At 42.2% G+C, this 25,390-nt stretch carries 30 protein-coding genes; all 30 read right to left on the bottom strand.

What is annotated here, in order from left to right:
• Positions 1-5 precede the first annotated feature (5 nt).
• Positions 6-593, bottom strand: a complete 588-nt coding sequence (locus AB3Y88_RS06990; RefSeq protein WP_056960598.1) for a chemotaxis protein CheC — start codon at positions 591-593, stop codon at positions 6-8.
• On the bottom strand, positions 590-2,662 hold the full coding sequence (locus AB3Y88_RS06985) for a chemotaxis protein CheA (protein ID WP_056960599.1): 2,073 nt from the start codon (positions 2,660-2,662) through the stop codon (positions 590-592). The genes AB3Y88_RS06990 and AB3Y88_RS06985 overlap by 4 nt, the downstream gene beginning before the upstream one ends.
• 20 nt (positions 2,663-2,682) lie before the next feature.
• Positions 2,683-3,456, bottom strand: a complete 774-nt coding sequence (locus AB3Y88_RS06980; protein WP_228888363.1) for a protein-glutamate O-methyltransferase CheR — start codon at positions 3,454-3,456, stop codon at positions 2,683-2,685.
• Between the two features lie 4 nt (positions 3,457-3,460).
• A complete protein-coding gene (gene cheB, locus AB3Y88_RS06975; RefSeq protein WP_228888360.1) occupies positions 3,461-4,474 on the bottom strand; it encodes a chemotaxis-specific protein-glutamate methyltransferase CheB in 1,014 nt (337 codons plus the stop codon).
• 12 nt (positions 4,475-4,486) lie between these two features.
• Positions 4,487-5,023, bottom strand: a complete 537-nt coding sequence (locus AB3Y88_RS06970) for a chemotaxis protein CheD (protein ID WP_367293411.1) — start codon at positions 5,021-5,023, stop codon at positions 4,487-4,489.
• Positions 4,959-5,486, bottom strand: a complete 528-nt coding sequence (locus AB3Y88_RS06965; protein WP_054756405.1) for a chemotaxis protein CheW — start codon at positions 5,484-5,486, stop codon at positions 4,959-4,961. Before AB3Y88_RS06965 ends, AB3Y88_RS06970 begins: the two co-directional genes overlap by 65 nt.
• Before the next feature lie 26 nt (positions 5,487-5,512).
• Complete coding sequence (locus tag AB3Y88_RS06960) at positions 5,513-6,811, bottom strand: methyl-accepting chemotaxis protein (protein WP_228888356.1); 1,299 nt, start codon at positions 6,809-6,811, stop codon at positions 5,513-5,515.
• A 164-nt stretch (positions 6,812-6,975) separates the two neighbouring features.
• The gene (locus tag AB3Y88_RS06955; protein WP_056960602.1) at positions 6,976-7,686 is read right to left on the bottom strand and encodes a cell division ATP-binding protein FtsE; all 711 of its coding nucleotides are present in this window, start codon (positions 7,684-7,686) and stop codon (positions 6,976-6,978) included.
• Between the two features lie 17 nt (positions 7,687-7,703).
• Entirely contained in the window at positions 7,704-8,486 is a 783-nt protein-coding gene (locus AB3Y88_RS06950; RefSeq protein WP_228888353.1) for a flagellar hook-basal body protein, read from the bottom strand.
• Positions 8,487-8,499: 13 nt separating this feature from the next.
• Positions 8,500-9,204, bottom strand: a complete 705-nt coding sequence (locus tag AB3Y88_RS06945; protein WP_056960604.1) for a flagellar hook-basal body protein — start codon at positions 9,202-9,204, stop codon at positions 8,500-8,502.
• Positions 9,201-9,911 (bottom strand): sigma-70 family RNA polymerase sigma factor, encoded by a 711-nt coding sequence (locus AB3Y88_RS06940; RefSeq protein ID WP_228888347.1) that lies wholly within the window; start codon positions 9,909-9,911, stop codon positions 9,201-9,203. Before AB3Y88_RS06940 ends, AB3Y88_RS06945 begins: the two co-directional genes overlap by 4 nt.
• 40 nt (positions 9,912-9,951) lie before the next feature.
• Positions 9,952-12,033 (bottom strand): flagellar biosynthesis protein FlhA, encoded by a 2,082-nt coding sequence (flhA, locus tag AB3Y88_RS06935; RefSeq protein ID WP_056960605.1) that lies wholly within the window; start codon positions 12,031-12,033, stop codon positions 9,952-9,954.
• A 26-nt stretch (positions 12,034-12,059) separates the two neighbouring features.
• Positions 12,060-13,127: a flagellar biosynthesis protein FlhB gene (gene flhB / locus AB3Y88_RS06930; protein ID WP_056960606.1), complete on the bottom strand. Its 1,068-nt coding sequence runs from the start codon at positions 13,125-13,127 to the stop codon at positions 12,060-12,062.
• Positions 13,128-13,143: 16 nt separating this feature from the next.
• Positions 13,144-13,896, bottom strand: coding sequence for a flagellar biosynthetic protein FliR (gene fliR, locus AB3Y88_RS06925; protein ID WP_054756397.1), 753 nt, complete (start codon positions 13,894-13,896; stop codon positions 13,144-13,146).
• A gap of 11 nt (positions 13,897-13,907) precedes the next feature.
• Entirely contained in the window at positions 13,908-14,171 is a 264-nt protein-coding gene (gene fliQ, locus AB3Y88_RS06920) for a flagellar biosynthesis protein FliQ (RefSeq protein ID WP_054756396.1), read from the bottom strand.
• A 22-nt stretch (positions 14,172-14,193) separates the two neighbouring features.
• Positions 14,194-14,907, bottom strand: coding sequence for a flagellar type III secretion system pore protein FliP (gene fliP, locus AB3Y88_RS06915; protein ID WP_228888434.1), 714 nt, complete (start codon positions 14,905-14,907; stop codon positions 14,194-14,196).
• A 56-nt stretch (positions 14,908-14,963) separates the two neighbouring features.
• Positions 14,964-15,320: a flagellar biosynthetic protein FliO gene (locus AB3Y88_RS06910; protein WP_056960608.1), complete on the bottom strand. Its 357-nt coding sequence runs from the start codon at positions 15,318-15,320 to the stop codon at positions 14,964-14,966.
• A gap of 17 nt (positions 15,321-15,337) precedes the next feature.
• The gene (gene fliL, locus AB3Y88_RS06905; RefSeq protein ID WP_056960609.1) at positions 15,338-15,826 is read right to left on the bottom strand and encodes a flagellar basal body-associated protein FliL; all 489 of its coding nucleotides are present in this window, start codon (positions 15,824-15,826) and stop codon (positions 15,338-15,340) included.
• Between the two features lie 12 nt (positions 15,827-15,838).
• Complete coding sequence (locus AB3Y88_RS06900) at positions 15,839-16,060, bottom strand: flagellar FlbD family protein (RefSeq protein WP_056960610.1); 222 nt, start codon at positions 16,058-16,060, stop codon at positions 15,839-15,841.
• Positions 16,061-16,111: 51 nt separating this feature from the next.
• On the bottom strand, positions 16,112-16,999 hold the full coding sequence (locus tag AB3Y88_RS06895) for a flagellar hook-basal body complex protein (RefSeq protein ID WP_056960611.1): 888 nt from the start codon (positions 16,997-16,999) through the stop codon (positions 16,112-16,114).
• 74 nt (positions 17,000-17,073) lie between these two features.
• Complete coding sequence (locus tag AB3Y88_RS06890; protein WP_054756392.1) at positions 17,074-17,430, bottom strand: flagellar protein; 357 nt, start codon at positions 17,428-17,430, stop codon at positions 17,074-17,076.
• A gap of 5 nt (positions 17,431-17,435) precedes the next feature.
• Positions 17,436-17,858, bottom strand: a complete 423-nt coding sequence (locus AB3Y88_RS06885; protein ID WP_228888344.1) for a flagellar hook capping FlgD N-terminal domain-containing protein — start codon at positions 17,856-17,858, stop codon at positions 17,436-17,438.
• Positions 17,859-17,873: 15 nt separating this feature from the next.
• The gene (locus AB3Y88_RS06880) at positions 17,874-19,481 is read right to left on the bottom strand and encodes a flagellar hook-length control protein FliK (RefSeq protein ID WP_228888334.1); all 1,608 of its coding nucleotides are present in this window, start codon (positions 19,479-19,481) and stop codon (positions 17,874-17,876) included.
• 27 nt (positions 19,482-19,508) lie between these two features.
• Positions 19,509-19,931, bottom strand: a complete 423-nt coding sequence (gene fliJ, locus AB3Y88_RS06875) for a flagellar export protein FliJ (protein ID WP_228888331.1) — start codon at positions 19,929-19,931, stop codon at positions 19,509-19,511.
• A 22-nt stretch (positions 19,932-19,953) separates the two neighbouring features.
• Entirely contained in the window at positions 19,954-21,300 is a 1,347-nt protein-coding gene (fliI, locus tag AB3Y88_RS06870) for a flagellar protein export ATPase FliI (RefSeq protein ID WP_056960615.1), read from the bottom strand.
• Between the two features lie 2 nt (positions 21,301-21,302).
• Positions 21,303-22,025 carry a FliH/SctL family protein gene (locus AB3Y88_RS06865; protein ID WP_054756384.1) on the bottom strand — a complete coding sequence of 241 codons (723 nt, stop codon included), beginning with the start codon at positions 22,023-22,025 and terminating at the stop codon, positions 21,303-21,305.
• Positions 22,009-23,013 carry a flagellar motor switch protein FliG gene (gene fliG / locus AB3Y88_RS06860; protein ID WP_228888328.1) on the bottom strand — a complete coding sequence of 335 codons (1,005 nt, stop codon included), beginning with the start codon at positions 23,011-23,013 and terminating at the stop codon, positions 22,009-22,011. The genes AB3Y88_RS06865 and fliG overlap by 17 nt, the downstream gene beginning before the upstream one ends.
• A 12-nt stretch (positions 23,014-23,025) precedes the next feature.
• Positions 23,026-24,567: a flagellar basal-body MS-ring/collar protein FliF gene (gene fliF, locus AB3Y88_RS06855; protein ID WP_315972244.1), complete on the bottom strand. Its 1,542-nt coding sequence runs from the start codon at positions 24,565-24,567 to the stop codon at positions 23,026-23,028.
• A gap of 28 nt (positions 24,568-24,595) precedes the next feature.
• A complete protein-coding gene (fliE, locus tag AB3Y88_RS06850; RefSeq protein ID WP_056960617.1) occupies positions 24,596-24,910 on the bottom strand; it encodes a flagellar hook-basal body complex protein FliE in 315 nt (104 codons plus the stop codon).
• A 15-nt stretch (positions 24,911-24,925) separates the two neighbouring features.
• Entirely contained in the window at positions 24,926-25,372 is a 447-nt protein-coding gene (flgC, locus tag AB3Y88_RS06845) for a flagellar basal body rod protein FlgC (protein ID WP_054756382.1), read from the bottom strand.
• Positions 25,373-25,390: the final 18 nt, after the last annotated feature.

The following is a 25,390-nucleotide window of genomic DNA, read 5'->3' as shown; positions in this document are numbered from 1 at the left end:
CCCTCTCAGATTCCTAAAGATTTAACGATCCGGTCAATAACTCCTGTTTCAGGAATTAAAAATAACGATGCATCCAGCCGTTCTTTTGCATACGTAAATTCGTTTCGGATGACCATGATTTGATCGTCATATTGATCCAAAGCTACATAAGCACTGCTGATAACTGCTCCAAAATAATCATCTTGAATCACCGGCAAGGATGACTGTAACTGCACCTCTAATAATTTGCCGATCGCACCCAAGAAAGAATTTGAAATAATATTTGTCAACTCACTGACCGCCGACATTTTCACTGCTTTGTCGCTGCTGGAACTTCCTAGCATGAGCTCTGCTAACTTAGCGACAGCATCATCTGCCACCACGAACAAAACAATTCCACCATATTCGCCAACAATCCCACTGATAACCGCATGAACCTCAACATTATCAGCCAAGATATCTTGGTACAATTCATGATAACTTAAAATCTTGACCGCCGGAACATCCATCTCAATTTTTCTTGCTACAAGCTTAGAAATACTTGTAGCTGCATGTCCGCCCCCAATATTAATGACTTCTTTCAAGGCGTCTAACTGCAGGCTGGTATATTTCATTTTTGACTTTCCTTCTTACCCTGGCAGATTGAGTTTATGTCCAAGATAAGCGCCACCGCACCATTTCCAATGATCGTTGCTCCCTGATACTTCTGCAGCTTCTGCAAGGCAGCATCCAATTTCTTAATTACAATTTCTTGTTGTCCAATCAGTTCGCTAACTAAAACAGCATGATAGCTATGATCGCTTTTAACAATAATTGCAAATTTTTTAGTAGAAGCTGTATCTGGAATTTGCAGCAGGTGTGCAGTCCGAATCACTGGAATCAGTTCTTCTTGGAAACGATAGACCTCTTGATCAGAAGTCTTGATCAAATCTTTTTCATCATTAATCATGACAACGCGCTCAACCACATCCAGCGGAACGGCAAAAACTTCGGCACCAATTTTAACCATTAAGGCCTGAATGATTGACAAGGTCAATGGTAGTTTAATGATGAATTTGGTCCCCACATGCAATTCTGTCTTCATCTCAAGCGAACCGCCTAGTTCTCCAATCTTAGCCATTACTGCATCCAGTCCGACTCCACGGCCTGAAATATTTGTGACCTTTTTAGCAGTCGAAAAGCCCGGATGGAAGATCAAGTGGATCAATTCATCATCGGACATGCCAGTAGTGTCAATGCCTTTACTCTCGGCACTTTCTTTCATAACCTGCGGATCAAGCCCTTTGCCATCATCTTCTAAGGTAATGTTGACTCGATTTCCTTCTTGATATGCAGATAACTTGATTGTTCCTTTGCGCGGTTTGCCCATCTGCTCACGTACGTCAGGCTGTTCAATCCCATGATCAGCAGAGTTGCGCAGCAGGTGAATCAAGGGTTCGCTCAGTTCTGAAACAACTGTTTTATCAAGTTCAGTTTCTTCGCCTTCAATTACTAATTCCATTTCTTTGCCTAGGTCACGTGCCAGATCACGTACCATCCGTGGAAAGCGCGTGAAGACTACACTAACTTGCTGCATTCGAATCTTTAAAACCAGCTCTTGCAATTCAGAAGTCAGCCGTGAAACCTGTTCAAGCGAATCCTTAACTTCTTCTTCGCTATTACGCTTGCTAGCATCATCAAGCTGATTACGGTAAACAACTAATTCAGAAACAAGATTCAAGAAGCGATCGAGCCTAGTCAAATCAACTCTGATTGATTGGTTACGTGCGTTATTATGTGCTGGTTTTTCCCCTTTTTTGCGCGGTTTTTGCACCGGTTTAGGCTGCGCTTTTGCAACTGGCTTAGCAGCAGGCTGAGTTTGCGGTTGCGGTTTCGCCGCTTGTAATTGCGACTTTACAGCAGCTCCGTAATGTTTTTGTTCTGCGAATTCTTCAGCGCAAAATGCTGCCAATTCACTGTTGCCTTCAATATTTTGTTTGACCTCATCCAAGTTGTCCTTGGTTAAAAAGACCAATTTGAAGTCTGTCTCAAAGTCGCCATTTTCAAGCAGATCCACACTCGGTTCAGTGTGAATAACATCGCCTTCTTGTTCCAGCTTTTCCATGATTAAAAAGACACGGGGCCCTTTTAATAACGTTCCTGCATCCAGCCTGATGGCGATACTGTAAGCATGGTATCCTTCGGCGGCAGCTTTTTGAATCACATCCAGATCAGCCTCCTCAAGTTGCTCTTGAACACTTGTGAGCGGGCTTTGTGCTGTGCTTGTCTGGGACGCTGCAGTCGTTTTCTTACCAGTTACACTGCTTTCAACTTTCTCCAGTTCAGCCAGTAAATCTTCAATCTGCTGATTGCTAAGTTCTTTTTCATCGCGTAAATCTTCAATCAGTTGCGACAGACGATCTAAACATTTAAAAATCAATGAGATATAATCGCTATTGACTTTCAATTTGCCTGATTTGAAAAAATCAAACATATTTTCCATTTTATGCGTCAACTTGGTCATTACATCATAACCCATAGTTGCCGCCATTCCTTTTAGCGTATGCGCTGAGCGAAAGATCTCATTAACGAGATCCATGTTGTCCGGTTCGCTTTCTAGCTCCAAGACATTATCATTTAGCTGTTGCAGATGATCATCGCTTTCTTCGAAAAAAAGGTCACGATATACACTATTGTCATCCATTAAGCTCACTCCTTTCCCTTTTACACCTTTTGATAAATAAATGAATCCAGTTTTTTAAGACCTAATTGACTGGCTGCATTAATTGTTTCCGTCGCACCGGTAAAAAGAATTCCCCCCGGAACAAGCGCAGCAACCAATTTGCGGTAAACTTCATCCCGTGCTTGCGCTTTAAAGTAGATTGTAACGTTGCGACAGACGACTGCATGACAACTTTGTTCATACGGATCTTGCAATAGATCCTGACGCTTAAAGGTCACCTTACGTTTAAGCTCATTTTTGGCTTCGAAACTGCCATCTGGTAATCTTGTAAAAAAACGCTGCAGCTCAGTTTTAGAAAGTTCATTCACCTCATATTCGCGATAACGCCCCGCACGTGCCTTGTGTAAGATTGCCTCGTCAATATCCGTTGCGATGATCCGGGCATTGGGGCAATTCATCTTGGCAGCAATCATCGCCAATGTATAAGGCTCTGCACCTGTTGAGCAAGCCGCACTCCAGATCTTAGGCGCCTCAAAGCGTGCAAAGATTTCTGTTTTTAACTGCTGGGCAAATGTCTCAAAAATCTCTTTGTTCCGGTAAAAATTGGTCACATTAATTGTTAAATGCTCAATAAAGGCCGTGCGTTCAAGCGCGTCTTTTTCAAGCAATCTAGCGTACTCTTCCAACGTCTGAACCTGCGCCTTGTGCATTATATTGACAATTCGCCGTTGCATCTGCCGTTCTTTATACGCGGAAAGTTCGATTCCCAACTGTTTTTGTACCCAATTGTTAAAGAAAGTAAAATTTAGTTCCATTTTTTCACCCAACAATTCGCCTTAATTTTCTTCCAATCATTTCCAAAGATAGCACTTCATCCACGACCTCATTTTCAATTGCACTGCGCGGCATTCCAAAAACTACACTTGAAGCTTCATCCTGTGCAATTGTATAACCACCGGCCTGCTTGATGGTTTTCATCCCAGCAGTTCCGTCTTTACCCATGCCTGTCAAAATAATTGCCGTTAATGCTGGCCCATAAGCCGCGGCGGCAGAATTAAAAAGATAATCTACTGCTGGCCGCGTCCCATGCAACTTCGGTCGTTGGTCAAGCTTGATGCAACCGGCCGCAAGTGTCATATGCTGATTTCCTGGGCACAGGTACACTTGCGCTTCTATTTTTTCTCCATCGCGAGCTTCTACAACCGTCACTTGAGTTTCTTGATTCAGCCGTGCAGCAAACGATGCAGTAAACTCCTTAGGCATATGCTGTACGATAAAAAGTGGCATTTTTAACTCATCTGGTAGCATCGCAATTAAACTCAAAAGTGCACCGGGTCCACCAGTAGAAGCTCCAATCACAACTGCTTTGGTTTTTTTCTGCAAATTAGGTAACTGCGACGCTGTCACCACAGCTGCAGGCGTTTTACGCTGGATGTGCGACTGTTCATGATGTGTACTGACTGCTCTAATTCGAGCACAAAAATTATTAATCCATTCTTCTTTGACAGTCATCAAACTGGTTGGTTTTTCAATAAAATCTACTGCCCCAAGCGCTAAAGCTTCTACGACCGTTTTTTGATTAGTTTCTCCTGTCAGCATAATTACGGGAGCAGCAGTCCGCTTTTTTAACTCACCCAAGGTCTCTAACCCACCTAAAACGGGCATCACAACATCTAATAAGATCAAATCAAACTTTGCTTGCGCAACCAACTCCAGCGCTTGCTTGCCATTTCTAGCAGTTGCCGTCAACCTAAAATCTGCTTGAGTTGCTAGAATATCCGTTACGATCTTACGCATAAATATTGAATCATCAACCACCAAGACATCCATCATCTAAGAAACTCCTCATATATATACTATCTGGCTATGAACAAGCCTAACCATCGTCTTGAAATCTTTTAAATCAACGATCATTGTCCTGCCAGTCTTGCCACCGACATGCTCTGCCAGCAATGGAATCTGCAGTGCCTGCAGCATCTCTTTTACAGCTTGAATATTGCGCTGCCCTACATTACCATTTGCAGAAAGCGAGTTGAAGTTAAACATATTAGCTCCCCCCACAATTTTGGCCTTCAAATTGCTGCTTGGAGCACCTTTTTTCAGTTCAGCTACCATCGCAGGTAAGGCTAGGTCTGCAAATTTAGCAGGATTAATTGTTCCCTTTCCCACAAAGGGTTTGCTATCTGGCAACATAATGTGGCTTAACCCTCCGATTCCTACCCGTTCATCATAAATGAAAGTTCCCACGCAAGAACCCAAACCAACTGTGAGCATCTTATCCGGTGAGCTTGCAAGCTTGTAGTCAGCAATACTGACCTTAATTTCTTTTTGTGTCGGTTCCATCGCTGTTTTCGCCTTTTTTAACGGTTGACTTATCCCCATCTGCAGTATTATCCATGTCGTCAACGGTCTGCAACAGCGATTTTTCTTGCCGATTATCAAACAAATACTCAAGATCAAGTGAAACTACCACATTGTCATCCATCTTCAAAAACTTACTCATGTATCCGCGTTTCAAATTTGCTTGTGCCAGCTCATCTTCATAATTTGTCTCAGTTAATGCCGTAATACCCACAATATTTTCAACCAGTAATCCTAGTGACTGTTCTTTCCAATTACACAAGATTACCTTAGTATCATTATCAACGGCAGTTGCCTGTTTAAAAAGTTTGGCCCGCAGATCAATGACAGGAACCATATGCTTTTGGAATTCGTAGGCTCCTAGCACAAAAGCAGGTACTTCCGGTAAAGTAATAAAATTATCTTCTTCAACGACTCTTTTAACGATTTTAACTGGAAGTGCAAAGAGTTGTTCATGACTTTTAAAGATCACATACTGTTCCATGACAGGCGGCTCCTTTCTTGAATTTTTTAAAGCTTGAAACTATCAACTTGGAATTTCAATACATTGGTAATATCTTCAATTTCTTTGACATCTTTTTCAAATTCCTTAATTCTTGCGAAAAATTCTTCAAGATTGGCAGTAACTTCTTCCGTCCCAGCAGAAGTTTCTGAGATAGCAGAAGAAATGTTGCTAACTGACTGGCTGACCATGTCTTTTTCTTCAACGACTCCCTTGACATTTTTTTCAATCTTTTTAATACTGTCGACAAATTTTTCAACAATTTCAGAAACATTCTTGGTAGACGTGATTGCCTTTTTCAGATCTTCAGTCTGACGTTCACCGCTCTCATATGAAGAATTGATGGAAGAAACCATATGCTGCGACTTCTTTTTAACTGCTTCGATAATTTCACGAATATTTTTGGTGGATTCTCCGCTTTGTTCTGCCAAGCTGCGAACCTCTTCAGCCACGATCGCAAATCCGCGTCCTGCTTCTCCTGCACGGGCAGCTTCGATGGAAGCATTTAATGCCAACAAATTAGTCTGCTCTGACAAATCGGTAATTAATTCAACAATATTACCAATATTTTGCACATCTTTATTCATCTTATCCATCTCGTCAACGAGCTGTGCTTGATTGCCGCGCTCTTTTTCCCAGTTGGATGAAACATGCACCATCATTTCGGAGTTAGTCGCATTGGACTTTTGCGATTCTTCAACATAGCCATTCATCAGTTCAATCTCACGATGAATCTTCTCGATATTTTTTGCTAAAACCTGCATATCACTTGCAGTTTGTTCTGCTTCTGCCGCCTGAGAACTAGAAGCTTCTGCGATACTGTTCATCGTATCTCTAACATTTTCAATCGAATCATTAGATTTTCTTGAGGTTTGCGCTAACGCTGCAGTCATCGTGCTCATCCGATCGCTTTCACTCTTGATGCCGACAATAATCGCAATAAAGGCGTTGGCTAATCCCTTGACGCCATCCTTAATTTTAAAAATCACCTTTTGATCTGACTTTTGCGGAGTCAGTTCATCAAGGTGTGATAAATCTCCCGCAACAACCTGTGCGATATTCTTTTGAACCTTCTCAAGTGCACCTTGGTAAGATGCTCCTCGACTCATCCCCAGTGTTTCACAGGCAATTATGTGCAGCACTAACACGATCCCTGCAAAGATCCAAAACTTCTGTGTCGCAACTGCATTGCCGCTCCCATTGATAATAAGCAAGTATGTCCCTAATAAAACTAAAAATGTGATTCCGACTGGTGCAAGAACGTGGACACGTGGTCCTTGGAACACTTTCAAAAATTTTTTGGACATTGTTGATACCCCTTCCGCTATAAGAAACCATTAGATTTTTTAAGAACCCCTTCTTCGAATAGCTGTTTTGTCAAAAATAGCTTTGATAACGCTATATTGAGCTATTCGCTAGTGATCCTCCTTCTTTCATATCGGTAATTATGTAAGAATTTTTAATACGAAAACTACCAGATATAAACATCTTTTGGATCAGCAAAACGCGTAAAGCCACCACGCACTTCATCTCGGACTAGCTTTCCTGCACGCAACTCAAGAACACGTTTGCGCACAGTGTTGACCATTGTACTGTCATGCGTAACCATGATCACCGTCGTTCCCGACTGATTTATTCTAAAAAAAAGTTTCATGATCTCTAATGAAGACTTGGCATCCAAATTCGCCGTCGGTTCATCTGCTAAAACTACTGGCGGCTGATTAACAAGTGCTCTGGCAATTGCAATCTTTTTTTGCTGTCCTAGTGAAAGTTCATTTAAGAAACGATCCTGATAGGCCTCCATCCCAACCTGCTCTAAAACAGCTTGTGCCCGCTCCTTGATTGCAGCTTTCTTTACACCAACTGCTTCCAAACAATAACGAATGTTTTCAAAAACTGAGTAATAGGGAATAAACAAATCGGTTTGCAAGACAATGCCTAATTGACGCCGCAACTTATATAGTGCATGCGCCGGGATCTTTTCTAAGTGCGCATTCCCCATTACAATGGACCCCGCACTCAATTGTTCTTCACGCCAGAGGAGTTTAAGCAGGGTTGATTTACCTGCACCGCTTGGTCCAACAACATAAACAAACTCTCCTTGTGCAACGTCAAAGGAAATCTTTGCTAACGCTGTAATTCCATTCTCAAATTCCTTGCTGACATTCTTGAGCCTAATCATTCGTCACCCATCCTTGTTTATTCAGAAAAGCGGTTGACGGTTCCCAACATGTCATCCGTTGATTGCAATACTTTAGCATTCAGGGCATACGCACGCTGAGTTGTAATCATATCAGCCATTGAGCCTGCAAGTTCGACTGTTGAATTTTCCAAAGCATACTGATTAATCGTCCCGAGATTATCTCCGTTGGTGGTTGCTAACAGCGTTCCCCCGTTTACAACCCGATAACGATTATTACCGGCCGTTTGAAGGTCTTCCATATTTTGCGGTTGATATAATGGAATCTTGCCGACTGTGGTTGCATTGGCACCTTGCTGGATACTAATCGTTCCATCTGCAGCAATCTTAACGTCGCCTTGAGGCCACTGTGCCTGTGGGACAGTAGTTGTAATCGCTAACCGGTCCCCAGCTTGATTGACCAGTTCCCCTGCTGCATTCCGTTGGAAATTACCAGCCCTTGTCAGATAAAACTGTCCGCTTTGATCGTATACTCCAAAATAACCTTGACCTGTAATCGCCAAGTCATACGGCGACGAAGTTTTTTTCAGCGCACCTTGTGCTTGGTTAATTGTTTCCTGGTCAACTTCCAAGCCGCGATCCAACCCAATCTGCCCTGCATTTTGGCTTAACCCAACTTCATTTTGATTTACTTGATTATTCAGTAGTTCTCGAAAACTAGTATCACGACTTTTGTAGCCCACAGTATCGACATTGGCAATGTTATTGGCAATATTATCAAGACTTTTTTGCATTCCGTTTAACCCGGATCTGCTGGTTGTTAAAATTCCCCCAAGATTCATTTCAGCGCACCTCCTAAATTTTCCCCAACTCGTTAACTGCTTTATTAAGCGTTTCATTGTTCGTGCTCAGTGCCTTCTGATTGGCTTCAAACTCGCGCCCTGTCTGAATTAATGAAACCATTTCATCAGCAGTTGCTACATTTGACTGTTCCAAATACCCATTTAAGACTTGTGCTGTTTGGACGTTATGGGGTGTTTGCGTGGTTGTATAATATGTATTTCCCTGACTTTCCAATTGTTGCGGGTTATCAAAAGCCACAATGCCAAAGGCTGGATTTTGTCCTGCCGCCACCGCAGTTCCTGCAGCGCTCAACACCTGATAACCTTCCTGAGTTACGTATTCATTTTGAGCATTCACTTTAAAATTTCCATTACGTGTATAAGCAGTGGTGCCATTTGGCATTTTGACAGTGAAGTACCCATCATTTTGAATTGCAAAATCAGTCGAACGTCCTGTTTGTTTAAATGCACCCTTTTCAGGATTCAATGCAGCTCCATCAAGCTGGTTTCCAAAGGTAAAATCTCCAATTTCTGTGCGCTGATTGACATTTGGACCGCCTTGATAATTCTGAAAACGGACTTGTTTAAGCGTTGATTGAAAAAGCTTTTTAGCCTGATAACCAGTTGTGTTAACGTTAGCGATATTACTGCTGGCATTTTCCTGCCTTTTTAACAAAACATCGATATTTTGTCTGAGTGTGTCCAATCCGCGTATCATTTCAATTCCTCCTTAATGAGTCCTTTGAGCTTGGAAATCACCTTGCCATGAATCTGTGAAACCCGTGCGATCGAAATGTCTAAGATCTGTGCAATCTCTTTTAAAGTTGCCTCGTCTTTGTAATACAGGCTCAAAATCAATTGCTCACGTTCCGGCAAACGCTTGATACTTGCAATCAAGGCTTGTCTGCGTTCATTACGCAGTAATTTTTCTTCTCCGCTAACAATGTGATTGTCAGGCAGAATGTCCGTGAGTGCCATCCCACCGTCTTCATGGGAAAATAGTGTATCTTCCAGTGAAACGCTGGCCAAAAAATGAATGTTTTCATAGACCTCTGATAATTGCCGCGCCGTAATCTTCATTTTGGCACAGAGTTCTTTTTCAGTTGCTTCTCGCTTTAATTCTTGTTCTAATTCCTGCTTTGCATGGTAAAAACGATTAATAGCCGTCATCTTATACCGCGAAATCTTAGCGTGTTTCCTGATCTCGTCGATAATTGCGCCTTTAATCCGAATGCTCGCATAACTTTCAAACGGTACTTTTTTAGTAGCATCGAATTTGCGTAATGCATCCATTAAGCCAATCACACCAATGTTGTAGAGATCACCATACTCGTACTCAGTATTCTTAATAGAAATTCGATTTGCTACTCGCTCTACTAATGGCAAATATTTTAAAACCTCGTCTTCCAGATTCAATTCGTACACAAAAACGCCTCCTTTGCATGCTTTCTCCTAAACGCCCTCTTTACAGACTGACGTTTCCGACTGTTTCGATTGCAAGCTCATTTGGAATTTCATTTAACGAAAGCACTGCCATGTTAGGAAAGTTAAACGAAATTAATTTGCGAAAAGCAAGCCTGATCTTCGGCGATGTTAAGATAACAAATGAAATATTTTTCATCATTAATTCTTGTTGAATTTTATCAACTGCTTCTAAAATACGGTTAACCGCATCCGGTTTGAGCACCGGATACGACCCGGTTGCTGTCTTTTGAATGCTTTGCATGATCAATTCTTCAACCTTAGGATGGATCGTCACAACATTCAAAGAACGATCATCCGCAGCATACTTGGCTGCAATTGTCCGTCGCAATGCCTGTCTGACATACTCTGTCAATTGCTCAGTATCCTTGGTAACTGTTCCATAATCCGCTAAGGTCTCTAGGATCGTCGCCAAGTCATTAATCGGAATTTTTTCCTCAAGTAAGTTTTGCAATACCTTTTCAACTTCACCCAGCCGCAGAATGTCGGGAATCAGTTCATCAATTACGACATTATTTTGTTCCTTAATTCCTTCCAATAACTTTTTAACCTCTTGTCGACCCAAGAGCTCAGGGGCATGCGCAAAGATAATTTCCTTCAAGTGTGTTGCAATCACCGTCAAAGGTTCAATAATTGTAAAGCCTTGCAAATCAGCAGCTTCTTTATCTTTTTCTTCTATCCACATCGCATCAATCTTAAAGGCTGGTTCCTTTGTCGGAATTCCCTTAAATGGGAATTTTTCATCGTTTGGGCTGATAATCATAAATTTATCAGGGTAGATTTCGCCTTTGCCAACCTCATTTCCCCTAATCTTGATTGAATAATCATTAGACTCAAGATAAAGATTGTCTCTAATTCTGACAGGGTGTACAAGGATTCCTAATTCACGCGCAGTTTGCTTGCGAATTGCAATTATTCGGTTCATCAGACTGTTGTCTACAGAACTGTCTACCAACGGAATCAACCCATAGCCGATCTCAATTGCAATCGGCTCAACTTGAAAGGATGAAACAGATTCGTCCTCTTCTTGTTCCTTTTTCTTACGTTGCAAGGCCAGTGTCTGTTCTTCTTTTTTCTGTCTAATATTTACCTTCTGCTCATTTTGTGTCACAAGGGTACTTGCCCCAAACATCAACACCCCGATAATGATGAATGGCAGAAACGGAAAACCAGGAACAACTGCCAAGACCAGCAAGATAACTCCCACAATTCTGAAAAGCTGTGGATAGCGCACAACATCTTTAGCGATATCCAAGCCAAAAGAACTGTTGTTATCAGAGCGTGTCACAATAATCCCGGATGCAATCGACACAAGTAATGAAGGAATTGAACTTACCAGCCCATCACCAATTGAAAGCTTTCCAAATTGCGAAAGCGCATCCGTGATTGCTAAATCACCTTTTAATGAAAAGATAATTGTCCCTGCAATCAAATTCACTAGCGTAATCACAATTCCGGCGATGGCATCACCTTTTACAAATTTACTGGCACCATCCATGGATCCATAAAAATCGGCCTCTCTTTGCAGATCTTTACGGCGTTTACGGGCATCTTGTTCAGTAATCAACCCCGAATTAAGATCTGAGTCAATTGCCATCTGCTTTCCCGGCATTGCATCTAAGGTGAACCGAGCTGACACCTCAGAAACTCGTCCTGCCCCATTGGTAACAACGACCAATTGGACAATCATGATAATGACAAACAAAATAATTCCCACAATGTAGTTGCTTCCCGCTACCACATTGGCAAAAGCCGCAATCACGTTTCCACCATTGCCTTCTGTCAGTATCAACCGCGTCGATGCCATATTGAGTCCCAACTTAAACATTGTTGTCAGCAATAAAAGCGTGGGAAATGTCGTAAACTCTAAAACAGAGTGTGTGAACAAGGTAATCAGCAAAATATTGATTGCGACCGTCAAGTTGATCACGATTAAGACATCCAAGATAACTGCCGGTAAGGGGACAATGATCAGGCCAATGATGCTGACAACCAGAAATGAAACGATCACATCCGCATAATTCAGCTTTCTTTTACTTCTTTTCCTTGCAACCGCCTTGCTCATACGTGCAGTTCCTCCCAATAATTCATCTAAATTTTGTTCTTTTCCTTTTCGTCTAACTGATATACAAGTGCAATGATTTCCGCAACTGATTCATAAAGCTCTGGTGGTACAAATTCACCTGGTTCTACTTGGGCGTAGATTGCATGGGCAACAGGCCGATTTTCGATCAGCGGCACATGTTCCTTGCGTGCTTCAGCCTTCATTCTTTGTGCCAAGTCGTCTTTTCCTTTTGCCAAAAGAACAGGAATTCCTTCTTTTTGAGGATCATACTTGATCGCTAAAGCAAAATGAGTCGGATTGGTGATCAAGACTGTTGCATCTTTAACCTTAGCAATTGCATTTCGAACCATTGCCTGATAACGGGCTTTACGCTGTGATTTAACCTTGGGATCCCCTTCTTGTTGTTTGAATTCTTCCTTAATTTCCTCTTTGGACATTCGCAGATTTTTACGAAAGCTATAGCGCTGATAAAAATAATCTATCAATGCTAAGACAAGTAACAGCAGGGCTACTTTAAAAGTCAAGGCTTGGGCGAAATTCAAAACAAAAAGTAAGACCTTGGGTGTTCCAACGCTACTGAGATTCAACATAATTGGAATATTATCCATAAATTCGCGATAGCAAAAGTAAACAATGATTCCAAACTTAGCTAAGGTCTTCCCCATGTTAAAAACCGAGCGCAAGCCCAGCATTTGTTTGAAACCATTCACAGGATTTAACCTTTTAAAATCAGGTTTTAATGGTTTGGTCGAAAACAAGAATCCTGTCTGCGCAAAATTCGCAAGAAAGGCCACCAGCACGCTCAAGATCATGAAGGGCGCCGCCAGGAAAAAAATCATCAGGACTGCTTGAACAGCAATCTTAGGCAGATCCCGATACTGGACCTTAAAAGCTGCGACTTGTTCCAAAAATTGTGTCAGGTAAGGCAAGTAATGTTCAATCACAAATTCCCATGAGGGCAACAGAACCAGCGAAAAAACAAACAGAGCTGCAGCCGCACTTACTTCTTGGCTTTTAGGAACCTCGCCACGTTTGCGGGCATCCCGTAGCCGCTTAGGTGTGGGACGTTCAGTTTTGCCATCTTTACCTGCCATCTTTTTTCAACCCCATTTATCTAGATGCCTTTACAAAGTCCAAAATATTCGCAATTCCGCCTGCAATATTATTTGCCAAAAAATCAAGCAAATTAGGCAGTACCAGCAAAAAAAGCAAGATTGCAACTGCCGTTTTGATGGAGAGACTTAGCATTAAAATATTAATCTGCGGAATTGAACGTGAAATCACACCCAGCACAATATCAATTATCAAAACTGCAATCACCAATGGTGCAGCTAAACTCAACGCCATCACCACCGTTTTTTCGAATAACTCTACGACTCCTTCGACGGTTGTCCCTTTAAGAACCGCAGTCCCAAGTGGTACGATTTTGAACGACTCCATCAATCCCAAGATCAATTGATGATGCAAGTTCAACATGAAAAAAACAGCAAGTGTTAGCCAGTAGTACAGCTTGCCAAATTGCGAAGCAGCGACCTCCATCGTTGTGTCATAGGCTTGCGCCATTGAAAATCCGACTTGAAAGTCGATCATCTCACCTGCCATCATGACTCCACTGAAAACCAGTTGGCTGAGATAACCCATTGCCAATCCAAAAAGAATCTCTTTAAGTGCAATCACTCCAAAAAGCAGCAGCGAGCTAATCTCTTTAAAATCACCAACTGCCGGATACGCTGCAATTACCAGACTGCCACCCACCACTATCTTGGCTAAATTAGGAAAACCACGCTGCGAAAAAACTGGGCTAATTGCAAGAAAAGATGCTATGCGGCAAAGCAACAAGGCACCCAATTCAACTGCAACCATCTTCTAACACCTCACATTTTCGCAATCATTTTAAAAATTGACTTAGTAAATTCCAGCAAGATGGTCAGCATAAAATTTCCTGCCAGCACCAACGTAATAAAGATTGCAATTAACTTAGGCACAAAGCTGAGGGTCTGTTCCTGAATCTGGGTGGTTGCCTGAAAAATACTAATAATCAATCCCACTACCATTGCAACTCCCACGGCAGGTCCCGCAATGATCATGATCCGAATGAAGGCATCCCGAATAACCTGCAAAACAACTTCAACTGACATGCCTTTTCCCTCAACTTTCTTGTTAGTAAAAACTTTTGATTAGTGACTCAACCAACAGATACCAGCCGTCTACCATTACAAACAATAAAATCTTAAACGGTAAAGAAATCATCACCGGCGATAACATAACCATCCCCATTGACATCAAGATACTGGAAACTACCATGTCAATAATCAGGAACGGGATGAACAATAAGAACCCGATACTGAAGGCCGTCCGCAATTCACTGATGATAAAGGCAGGCGTGATGACCGTCAACGGAATTTTCTTGTAGGACTTGTAATTGTGCTTATCTTTTGAAACATCTAAGAAAAGCTGAATGTCTTTTTTACGTGTTTGCTGATACATAAACTGCTTAAGCCGGTCTTCCGAACGTGTAAATGCCTGTTGTTGGCTAATTTCTTGCTTGCTGTATGGCTGAATTGCATCTTGATATATATCTGTATAAACAGGACGCATTGTAAAGAAAGTTAAGAAAAGCGCCAATCCTAATAAGACTTGATTGGGTGGATTCTGTTGGGTTCCCAAGGCACTTCGAACAAATGAAAGGACCATGATAATGCGCGTAAAAGAAGTCGTCATTACCAACAAAATCGGTGCAACTGACAGCACAGTCAACAACAAAAAAGTATTGATTGTACTATCCGAACCCGAACCGTTGCTCAATAAATTATTGACCGTTGACGTGACATCGTTGGTAGTAACCGCAAAGGCTGCCCCGGGCAAAAAGAACATTTTCCAAAACACAAGATTAATCCCGGCAAATACCAGCGCAATTCTTTTCTTCATGCTCATTTCCTCTTCCTGTCCGCCTGCAATTTAGTCACCATTTCTTTTAGAACCACTGCAAAATCCGTTTTTTTAGTTGGAGACACGGCGATTGAGCGTAAGAAACGGGCTGACTCCTCTGCTGTTAGCTCTTTGATAATCTGATTCTGCTGCTCAGAAAAGCTCATCACATAATACTTATCAATAATCTGTACAATTCCAAGTGCAGAAGTTTTGCTAACTGAGATTTTTTGTAAAATCCGAAAAGTGGCATTCCGTTGATTAGAGTAGCGATTGAGCAATTTAAGTGTGATATTGATCAGATAAATGATTACGACCAAAAAAATGATCGTTTTAAAAACTGAAAAATAAATATCCATTCTTTGATCCTCTTTGCTTACTGAACGACAAGGTCTGTGATATATACCTGCTGTACAATTTTTTCACCATAAGCACGATTAATGGTATCCTTCAACTCATTTTTAAGTCGCGGAATACTATCTGCCGCCCCCAGAATGTCGCTGGCCTTCTTTTGACGCAAGACGTTAATCACACTGTCACGTACAAGTGCAACATTTTTATTCACAGCAGTACTATCATCCTCATTTGCCACCAATAAAGAGATCGTTAATTGCGCATATTGTTGTTCATTTGAATTGCTGCTTGCAAGATTTATCAGAAATTTTTTAACGCCTACAATCTTTTGTTTCTCGGAAACCGTTGCAGCACTTTTAGTTGCTGCTTCAGAAGTGTTGTTGTTAAAGAACTTGGCTGCAACATAGGCACCCCCGACACTCCCGCCAATTGCAAAAATCAATATAATCGGGAGCACCACCAACCAATTGACTCCCCTTTTTTTCATCTCTTCATCTTTTTCTTTTGCCATAATTATCCAACTCTATTCCTTTTCTGCTTGTTCACAGTCCAACCCCCAATTATGCTGATAGATCTTCCTGCGGTATGCGATGATCAATTCAACGACTGCACTTGCGGTTTCCCTGACAATCAATGTTTTTCCATCTGTCAGTGTAATTACAGTATCCGGAGTTGCTTCAATCCGATAGATCAGATCCGGATTTAAAAAGAAACTTCTGCCATCCAGTGCAAGTAGCTTAATCATGTAAACATCTCCCCGGTTACTATCAAAATCAAACCCCAACTGTCAAAACTTTTAAGAGCGTTTCAGGTTGACCAGTTCCTGTAACATCTCATCTGAAGTCGTAATCGTACGTGCATTCGCTTGATAAGCACGATTTGCGATAATCATTTCTGTAAATTCATTTGAAAGATCTACATTTGACATCTCTAATTCCCCAGATTGCAACGCACCGGTCCCAGCATCACCAGGTGCGGAAATAATGGCTGCACCTGAGTTGCCTGAAACTTCATAGTTGTTGCCCCCCACTTTTTGAAGTCCTTCTGGGTTATTGAAAGTTGCTAGCGAAACTTGACCCATTACAAAATTTTGACTGCCATACTTTGCAGTAATCAGCCCATTTTTATCAACTGACATTGAATCATACTTCAAAGTATTCCCACCAACCGTAATTTGACTTGGAATGTTAATTTCTTTCAAGCTTCCCTGTGCTGAAAGAACTGAATTCGTATCCAGACCGTCAGTATATTCTGTCGGGGTTGTAGCTGCCCTACCCATCACAGGCATTCCTGCACTATTTGTTAATGTTCCGTTACTATCGCGCAAAAACGCACCGTCGCGTGTATAATAGTCGCCGCCGTTGCTATTTTGAACAATGAAGTAGCCGCCACCATTGATATAAAAGTCAAGTGCACGTCCGGTTGATTGAGGTGCACCCGCCGTTGTCAGCGTATCAACTGCACCAGTCTGGACTCCGAGACCGATCTGCTTAGCATTCACACCACCGCTCCCATTTCCGGGAGCAGAAGCTGATCCTGTGGTTTGACTGATCAGATCTTCAAAAACAACACGTCCGGATTTGAAGCCCATCGTATTAACATTTGCAATATTATTTGAAACAACATCCATTTTGGTTTGCAGGTTTTTCATTCCACTAACGCCTGAATATAGTGATCTTAACATTGTGATTTCCTCCCTATTGTGTGGCTCTTCTTCAGTCATTCGAAAGAGCCGCGGCTTCCATTAAGGTCCAGCCGCTATTTAATGAACTTTGTACTATCAATATTAGTAACTGTGTTGATCTCTTTGACATCCATCGCAGTAATAATCGTACGCTTGTGTACGTTCGCAATTAATCCCATATTCTTGTATAGCAGCAAAGATTCTCGACTGCCCTTTTCGTTGAGTTCGTTCATCGCCTTAGAAATCTGAGCAAAATCGCTGTCTTGCAGTTCTAAATGACGATCACCTAGCCTTTTTTGAGCATGTTGTGAGAGCTTCACCTGGTCCTTCTTAGCTGCCAAAATTTGCGAAAATTCTTGCTGTTGGAGACTTGTTGTCTTTGAAGGCGTCTGCACAGCAGGAGTCATAACTCCAGTAACTCGAGTTAACATTTAATTTATCCCACTTCCGCTAAGGCGCTCATTTTATATTCACTGCCGTTAACTACCAATGTTGCAAAACCATTGGCAAATCTCACCTTGTCAACTTTTCCCGTTACCGACTGACCGTTATTATTTAACGTCACTTGTTTACCAAACAGCGAATAGGCTTGTTGTTGTTGTAGTGCCATCACTGAAGTTGTCAATTCCTTGCCCATATTATTCAACTGATCAAGGGTCGTAAACTGCGCTAGTTGTGAGACATAATCTGTGCTGCTACTGCCGCCACTGGATGAATCGCTGCTCATCGAAGGATTTTGCATTGACGCTGAAAGAATCTTCAAAAAATCATCCATTGAAACTGATGAGGAATTTTTCGTCGTATCATATGCAGTTGACGTTGCAATTCCTGGAAAAGCATCTGAAATTCCGTAATCCATTTGTTTCCTCCTTAATTAAGCCAAAATGCTGATAATATTTTTGGGCTGTTCCTTTGTATCAGGCTGTGCTGCTACCTCCCCAACCTGCTGTGAAGTTGAATGATAAGATGCAAGCGAGCGTTGCCGCATAAACTTTCGCTGTTGGTTTTGCGTAAAAGATCCCTGACCCATGAGCGTTGAATCCGTCGGCTCAGTCCCAGTGGTCAATGGCGCTTGAGTATTGCCGGTTCCCGCTAAATCCTGCGTCTTCAAAATCTGTTCAAATTTGGGTGTCAGTCCAGCCAACATTTGTTTGGCGTGGACTGTCTCTACTTTGAACTCTAATTGAACCTGCTGCGGTGAGACTTTAAACGCAATTTTAACTTTGCCAAGGTTCTCCGGTTGCAACTGCAAAATGACCTGCTGAGTTCCACTTTGAGCTGCAGTTTTCAATGCCGTCGTTAGTGAAACTGCCTTGGAACCCATTGCTGGTAATTCAGCTGGACCTGCAGACATATTAACTGTCGTTGATTGCCCCCCTTGAACTTGCTGCACTTCAAGGTTTCCTTGGGATGGTTGGGCAATTGCAGCAACTACTGTAATGCTGCTTTCGATTAAAGACTGCTGTTGCCCTAAATTTTGCGCAAAATCAACTCTGGCTGGGTTTATTTTCCCAGATTCAGTTTTGTCAGCAGTTCGTGGTGCATTTTGTGGGGCCGACACTTCACTTTGGACCTGTTGCAAAATATTTTGTGAAACATTTTGTACCTTAGAACTGTCTTTTTCAGCCTGAATCGCTGTCGGTGGGATCGCTTCAGCCTGTTTGGAAATCTGCGTAGCAGCGGCTATCGCAACTTGTTCGACAGGCTTTTGCGGGTTGCTTTTTGGTGGAGTTTCTTTTTCTGGTTCACTCGAAACCGGTAGCTTCATTTCTTGGAGCGTAACTTGTTTGGGGACCGCCAGAACCTTTTTTGAAAGCTCGTCTTCAGCAGCTTTTTCCTGCTTTTTATCACCTTCCTGCTCTTTACTGACTTCCAGCTTTTTACCAACTACCGTCTTTGGGGCCGGCGTCATTACAGAAGTTGGCGCAGTTTGAACTGCCACCGCAGCTTGACTTGCAGTCTGCTCCCCATTAGAATCGTCAAGACTATTCTCAATTAACACCGGAATTGTTTGCCCCGGATTAATTTCTTTTGCGTTTTGCGAATTCTCCAGTTTAGTAGTAGTGGAAGCAGCGTCTGTTTGTTGAGTTGCAAGAATTTTCTGGCCCGCTTGCTTTGGCTGCGGCTCAGAAAAAACAGGTGGGTCGCCTTGCTGCTTGGGTGTTTCATCAGCACTGAGCAAAGCTTGCTTTGTCACCTTTTTGGGTGCAGCTTTAGTTTTTTTCGAGTCAACCGCTGTCCTTTCATCCAACTGACCAGTGTTTTCCTGTTCCTCCTTTGAGCCATCAGTAACCGCTGTTGAGTCATCATCCGCGGATGCTCGAACTTGTTCTGCGGTATCCTCGTTTTTTAAAGCAGTCCCTTTGTCTTTTAATGATTGTGCAAAAGAGCGTTTGTTGGCGGCCAATTTCTGGGTAGATGTTGTAACTGACTCCCGGATAGAAGACGTCGAATCCCCACTTGCGTCAGTGATTCTTTCCATTTTCTTTCACCCCCTTTCAGATAACCCTTAGATAGCTTTCCTGTTTCGATTCGCCATCTCATCAAGCTGAGCTTGTTCTTGTCGTTTAACAAGCAAGCGATATTCCCCTGCTTGTTTTTCTTCCAGCTTTTCTAAAACTTTACGTTCTTGCTGCGCTTTGATCAGCTCTTTTAACTTAATTTCGCTGGCACTTTTAAGTTCCAATTCTGCATTTTTAAGTAGCGTTACTTCCTGATCAATTCCCAACAAGTACCTTCTTTGAACCTGCATTCTGCCAACTGTGTGCTCAGTGACCTCCATTAGATCCTTTTTTTCATCCAATAAGCGTCGAATCCCCACTTCTTTGCCTTGAACTTCCGCACGTAAACGCAAGTATTGCTGCTTTAGCTCCTGCTCACTTTGCTTGCGATATTCTAAGATATTCGCTAATGCAAATTTGAACCTTCTCATTTGTCAACCCCCCATTGGTCTCCTAAGTCCGCTGCACATTTACTGCTGCATTTTCACTGAAAAGCTGGTGCAACTGCTCACGCGTCTGTGCAAAATCAGAATACTCATCAACCCTTTGTTGCAAAAAATCAGTGATTGGATGGTGCAAGGAAACAGCGTAGTCAATCACTGCGTTAGTTCCTGCCTTGTAAGCACCAATCTCAATTAAATCTTTGGCATCGTTGTAAACTGACATACTCTCCCGCAGTTCACTTGCATCGTGTGCATGCTGTTCGCTAACTAGAGATTTCATCAAACGGCTTAAGCTATCGGCAATTGAAATTGCAGGGTAGTGATTATGCGCCGCAATCTTACGTGAAAGTACAATATGACCATCAAGAATCCCTCTCACTGCATCGGCAATTGGTTCGTTCATATCATCACCCTCAACTAAAACCGTATAAAAAGCTGTAATCGAGCCTTTAGCCGACATCCCACTCCGCTCAAGCAATTTCGGCAATTCAGCAAAGACTGAAGGGGTGTATCCTTTGGTGGTCGGCGGTTCTCCGGTTGAAAGTCCAATTTCGCGCTGTGCCATTGCAAAACGTGTGACTGAATCCATCATTAAGACAACTTTTTTACCCTGATCACGGTAGTACTCCGCAATTGCGGTTGCCACATGGGCTCCTTTTAAACGCACAAGTGGCGGCATGTCTGAAGTTGCACAGACCACGACTGCTTTCTTGTAACCTTCCTCACCCAAGTCCTTTTCGATGAATTCTCGAACTTCACGCCCACGTTCACCAATCAAACCAATCACAATCACGTCTGCTTGACAGAACTTCGCAATCATCCCAAGCAGCGTACTCTTGCCCACACCACTTCCAGCAAAAACCCCAATTCGCTGCCCTTCACCAACTGTTAGCAACCCATCTAACGCACGAATTCCAGTACTCATAACATGTTCAATCTTTTTGCGCTGAAACGGATCTGGTGAATCTTGCATGACGGGATAAGCAGACAGCTCTTTAGTCGCCACCATTCCATCAAGCGGCCGTCCTAAGCCATCCAGTGTGTGCCCCAAAAGCTGATCACCCACGCTAACAGTCAGGGCATGTCCCGTGGCTTTAACCAGTGAACCTGGCCCGATCCCTTTCATCTCATCGAGCGGCATTAATAAGACAGTCTGTTTGACAAAACCCACTACCTCAGCTAGTGCAGTCCGTGCCCCCTTTTTAATTTGAACCTCACAGATTTCCCCGATGAAAACATCAAGACCCTCCACCTGGATAGTTAAGCCAACAATTTCACTGACCTTGCCATATGAAGTAAAAAAAGAATGTTTTCTGACCTTTTCAAGGTGCTGCTCCCATGGAATGGTAAAATTCATAGCTACTCCTTTTCTCCAAGACGCACAAGAAACTTATGTAATTCCTCCTGTAAAACAAGCGTTTCAAAGGATTCATTGGATTCCACTGTTACTTCATATGGTGACATTTGCTTGTCATTCAAAATGATGTACCGCAGATTGAGAAATTCTTTCTTTTTTTCCTCCATTTTCGCTGCTAAGAGCTCATGGTACTTCTCATGTGCCCGAATTGTAATAATTTGATCTGGTTTCTCTAATTTGAAAAGAATCGGTTCAAGTAATGAAAGAATTTCTGCCGGTTTTTCATCAAGCCGATGCTGAACAATTGCTTCTGCCATCTCAACTGCAAAAGCCACAATTTCATTTTTCTTGGCGCTGATATACTTTTTGGCAGTCAAAATCGAATTAGCAAGATTTTGCTGCGCTTCTTGTTCAAGTTTGGTCGCTAACAACTCTCCTTGCAGCTTGCCGTCTTGGTATCCCTTCGCATAGCCTTCCTGTTCTCCAGCTTGATAAGCTTTTTCCTTAATTTTTGCGGCTTCTGCTTGTGCAGTCGCGATTACTTTTTGCCGCAGCGTTTCAAAATCCTTTTGCCGCAATTTGTACGCCGGATTGTCAGGTGAAAGTTCATCAACTGCAATTGGTGAACTGTGAACATGACTAACCGCTTTAGTCACCACTATTTTTCGCTTCTCACCTGCTGTAGTCGTCGTTTGTTTCACAAGGCTGTTATTCGATAACTGCATCTTGATCCCCTCTTTCGATATAAATCTCTCCACTTTCATCAAGCTTCCTGATTACACCAACAATGCGTTGTTGTGCCTCTTCAACTGCTGACAAACGGGTTGGTCCCATAAATTCGAGCTCTTCTTTCAGATTATCAACTGCACGGGTTGAAAGATTATCAAAGATAAAGTCTCTAATTGAATCCGTTGTTCCTTTAAGTGCCAAGACAAGATCATCATTTTGAACATCACGCAAGACTTTTTGAACATCCAGTTTTTCAAGTGTCGTGATATCTTCAAACGTGAAGAGGCCTGCCTTAACCTCACTTGAAAGTTCAGGCTGTCTTTTCTCAAGATCTGCCAAGATATTTTTCTCTGTACTGCGACTCGCAGAGTTCAAGATTTTAACCAATGAATGAACTCCGCCAATATTTTCAGAATCATTGTCAACAAAGTTTGAAAATTTATTTTCAATTACTTTTTCGATTTTCTCGATTACTAATGGTGAAACACTTGTAATTGTCCCAATTCTTTCAGCAACCTCGACTTGGAAATCACTTGGAAATTGCGAAAGAATATCGGCCGCTTTTTCCGGCTGAATGTAACACATAATCATCGCAACCGTCTGTGGATGTTCATCCGCAAGTACATTTGCCAGTTGAAGTGTATCTGCCTTGCGTGCAATATTGAACGGCCGTTCACGAAATTGCAGCTGATTCAGCAGTTCAATAATTTCTTTGGCCTTTTTCGGACCAAGCGCCTGACGCAACAAATCTCTAGCATAGTCAATCCCACCATCTAAAACATATTGCTTGGCCTTAGCAGTATTCACAAATTCTTCTAAGACGCTGTCCCTTTGTTCAGGACTAACTGCATCTGTATTGGCAATTTCATAACTAACCTTTTGAATAAAACTATCCGGCAGCAACTTCATGATTTTCGAAGAAGTTTCTGCTCCAAGCGAAATCAATAAAATCGCTGCTTTTTTTACACCGTCGATTGAATTCATTTTGCTCTACCCCTACTTTTTCTCTTTCATCCACGCCTTCAACAAATCGGCAACCATTTCGGGATGCTCCTGTGCAAAATCTTTTGCCTTTTCATTCGCGGTATCAATTTTTTCTTCTTTTTTTGCGGGTTCTTTTTTTGGTGCAGGACTGACCACTGGTTCTTCTGCGACTGGAGTTGTTGGAGCATCCTGTGTAACATCTAAGTCATAGTCCTCGTCGTCATCATCGCGGCGACGCAGCTTCAAAAATGTAAAGATTAATCCCGCCAACAAAATTACTGCCCCGACTGCAGCTAGAATGTATAACCACAAATTGCTTCCCTTTTTCTTAGTAGTTTTCGTCGTCCCACTAGAAGAAGAATTTCGCGCAAAATCAATTCCTTGAATTGTCAAACTATCACCACGGCCTTGATTAAAGCCCACTGCAGTTTGAACTAGGTTGCGAATCTGATCCTGGTTTTCTTGCGATAAGTTCCCATTAATAAGTACTGAACTGGTCATTCGTTTAATTGAACCGGGGGCGCTGATTATTTTAGTAGTTTCAGTATCAAGTTCGTTGTTAACTGTCCGACTTGTCGAACCAGTATTCGAACTGCTGCTGCCAGCAGTAGTGTTTGAGGCATTGTTATTGGTTTCACCCGTTTGAGTCCCTGTATTACCTGTGGTCTGCTCATTTTCGCTTCTAATTTTAGGGTTATTGTAAGTCGTCATTTTACGTTCAATCGAATCAAAGTTGAGATCTAAGTTAACTGAAACTTGAATTTTACTTGATCCATAAAGCGGCTGTAGCAATTTTTTCACCTTATCAGCCAACATTTTTTCATAAGCTTTTTGAATTCCCATATACTTGGTGCTATAGCTATTGGCCTGACTGTCGTCACTGCCCGATCCTGAAAGAACATTACCGTCGCTATCAACTACCTTGACATTTTGCTGACTAAGATTCTCCACTGAGCCTGCTGCTAGCGCGGTAATCCCTTGAACTGCCTGTGTGGAAATTCCACTGCCCTTTAGAGTCAGCACAATTGAAGCCTTGGCCTGTTTACTGCTGCTGCTATCGTCAAAGACACTTTGCTTTGGCATTACCAGCATGACCTTTGCTTTTTGGACCTCATTAAGTGAAGCAATTGCCCGCTCTAGTTCACCAGTGACTGCCCGTTGATACATTACTTTGCGATCTTCATCTGTGGTCATTACACTTGTATTATCAAATAACTCAAACCCGGTGGAACTGTTTGGTAATTTGTTATTCACTGCCAAGTTAATTCGTGTTTGATCGACTTTATCCTGTGCGACCATGACAGTCTTGCCATCATCCGTTAATTTATAAGGCACATTTTCGCTTTTAAGCTCTTTTGTAACAGTTCCTGCGTCAGCATCACTTAATCCTGAAAATAAAACTCCATACTGTACCCTAGTATTCATGTAGACCACTATGCCTATCACGACTAGTAAACTGACTAATGCTAATGACCACGAAACTCTGCTGATCCTGCTTTGCGCCTGCCATTTGTCCTTAACACTTGCAAGCCGGTCTCTCATTTTTTCTAACACTTACCTTTTCCCCCAACCCAATGCCAGCCTAAAACTGCATATTCTTAATGTCGTTATAGGCATCCAGACATTTATTACGCACTTGAACTGCAGTCTGCAAAGAAAGCTGGGCTTCGGTCATTTTAATCATGACATTTCCTAAGCTATTTTCTTTTCCACTGACCATATCTGCTGTACTTTGATTCATTGCGTTCACATTTTGATTCAACCCCGAAACAGCATCGTTCAGGTAAGAACTAAACGATTTTTGCGTACTGCTTGTCTGAGCATCTTGCAAACCGGTAACTTTTTGCAACGTTCCTTGATAATTTTGAATCCCGGAAACATCTGTTAATCCATCCATTTTGTGACCCCCAAATTAGTTTTTAGAAATTTCCAAGGCTTTTTTCAAAATTGTCTTGTTCATTTCAGCCGCTGAAGTATCGGCTTCATACGTCCGCATTGTTTGTATCATATTGACCATTTCGTCCGCCATATTGACATTTGAAGTCTGCACATAACCATTTTGATCAGCATCAGGGTTGGTGGGATCATAACTGGTTTTTTCTGTGTTATCACTCTGAATCCCAGTGACTTTAACACCGTAGCTTTCCTGACCACCAATTGTCGGTGTTTGTGAGTCTGTACTGTTTGCCTGAACATTTTTCAAACTTTCACTAAATTGAACTGTCTTCCGCTTATAAGGACCACCTTCAGCTGTCCTCGTTGTATTTACGTTTGCAATATTAGTTGAAGTTGTATCCAACTTTAATCTTTCCAACGCTAACCCACTCGCATTAATCTCTAATCCGTTGAAAATCCCCATCACGCTTACCCCCTTTTT

The organism is Liquorilactobacillus satsumensis (assembly GCF_964065465.1).
GTDB classification, from domain to species: Bacteria; Bacillota; Bacilli; order Lactobacillales; family Lactobacillaceae; genus Liquorilactobacillus; species Liquorilactobacillus satsumensis.
The sequence above is the reverse complement of the archived record's forward strand: the minus strand, read 5'-3'. Positions and strand labels throughout refer to the sequence as shown.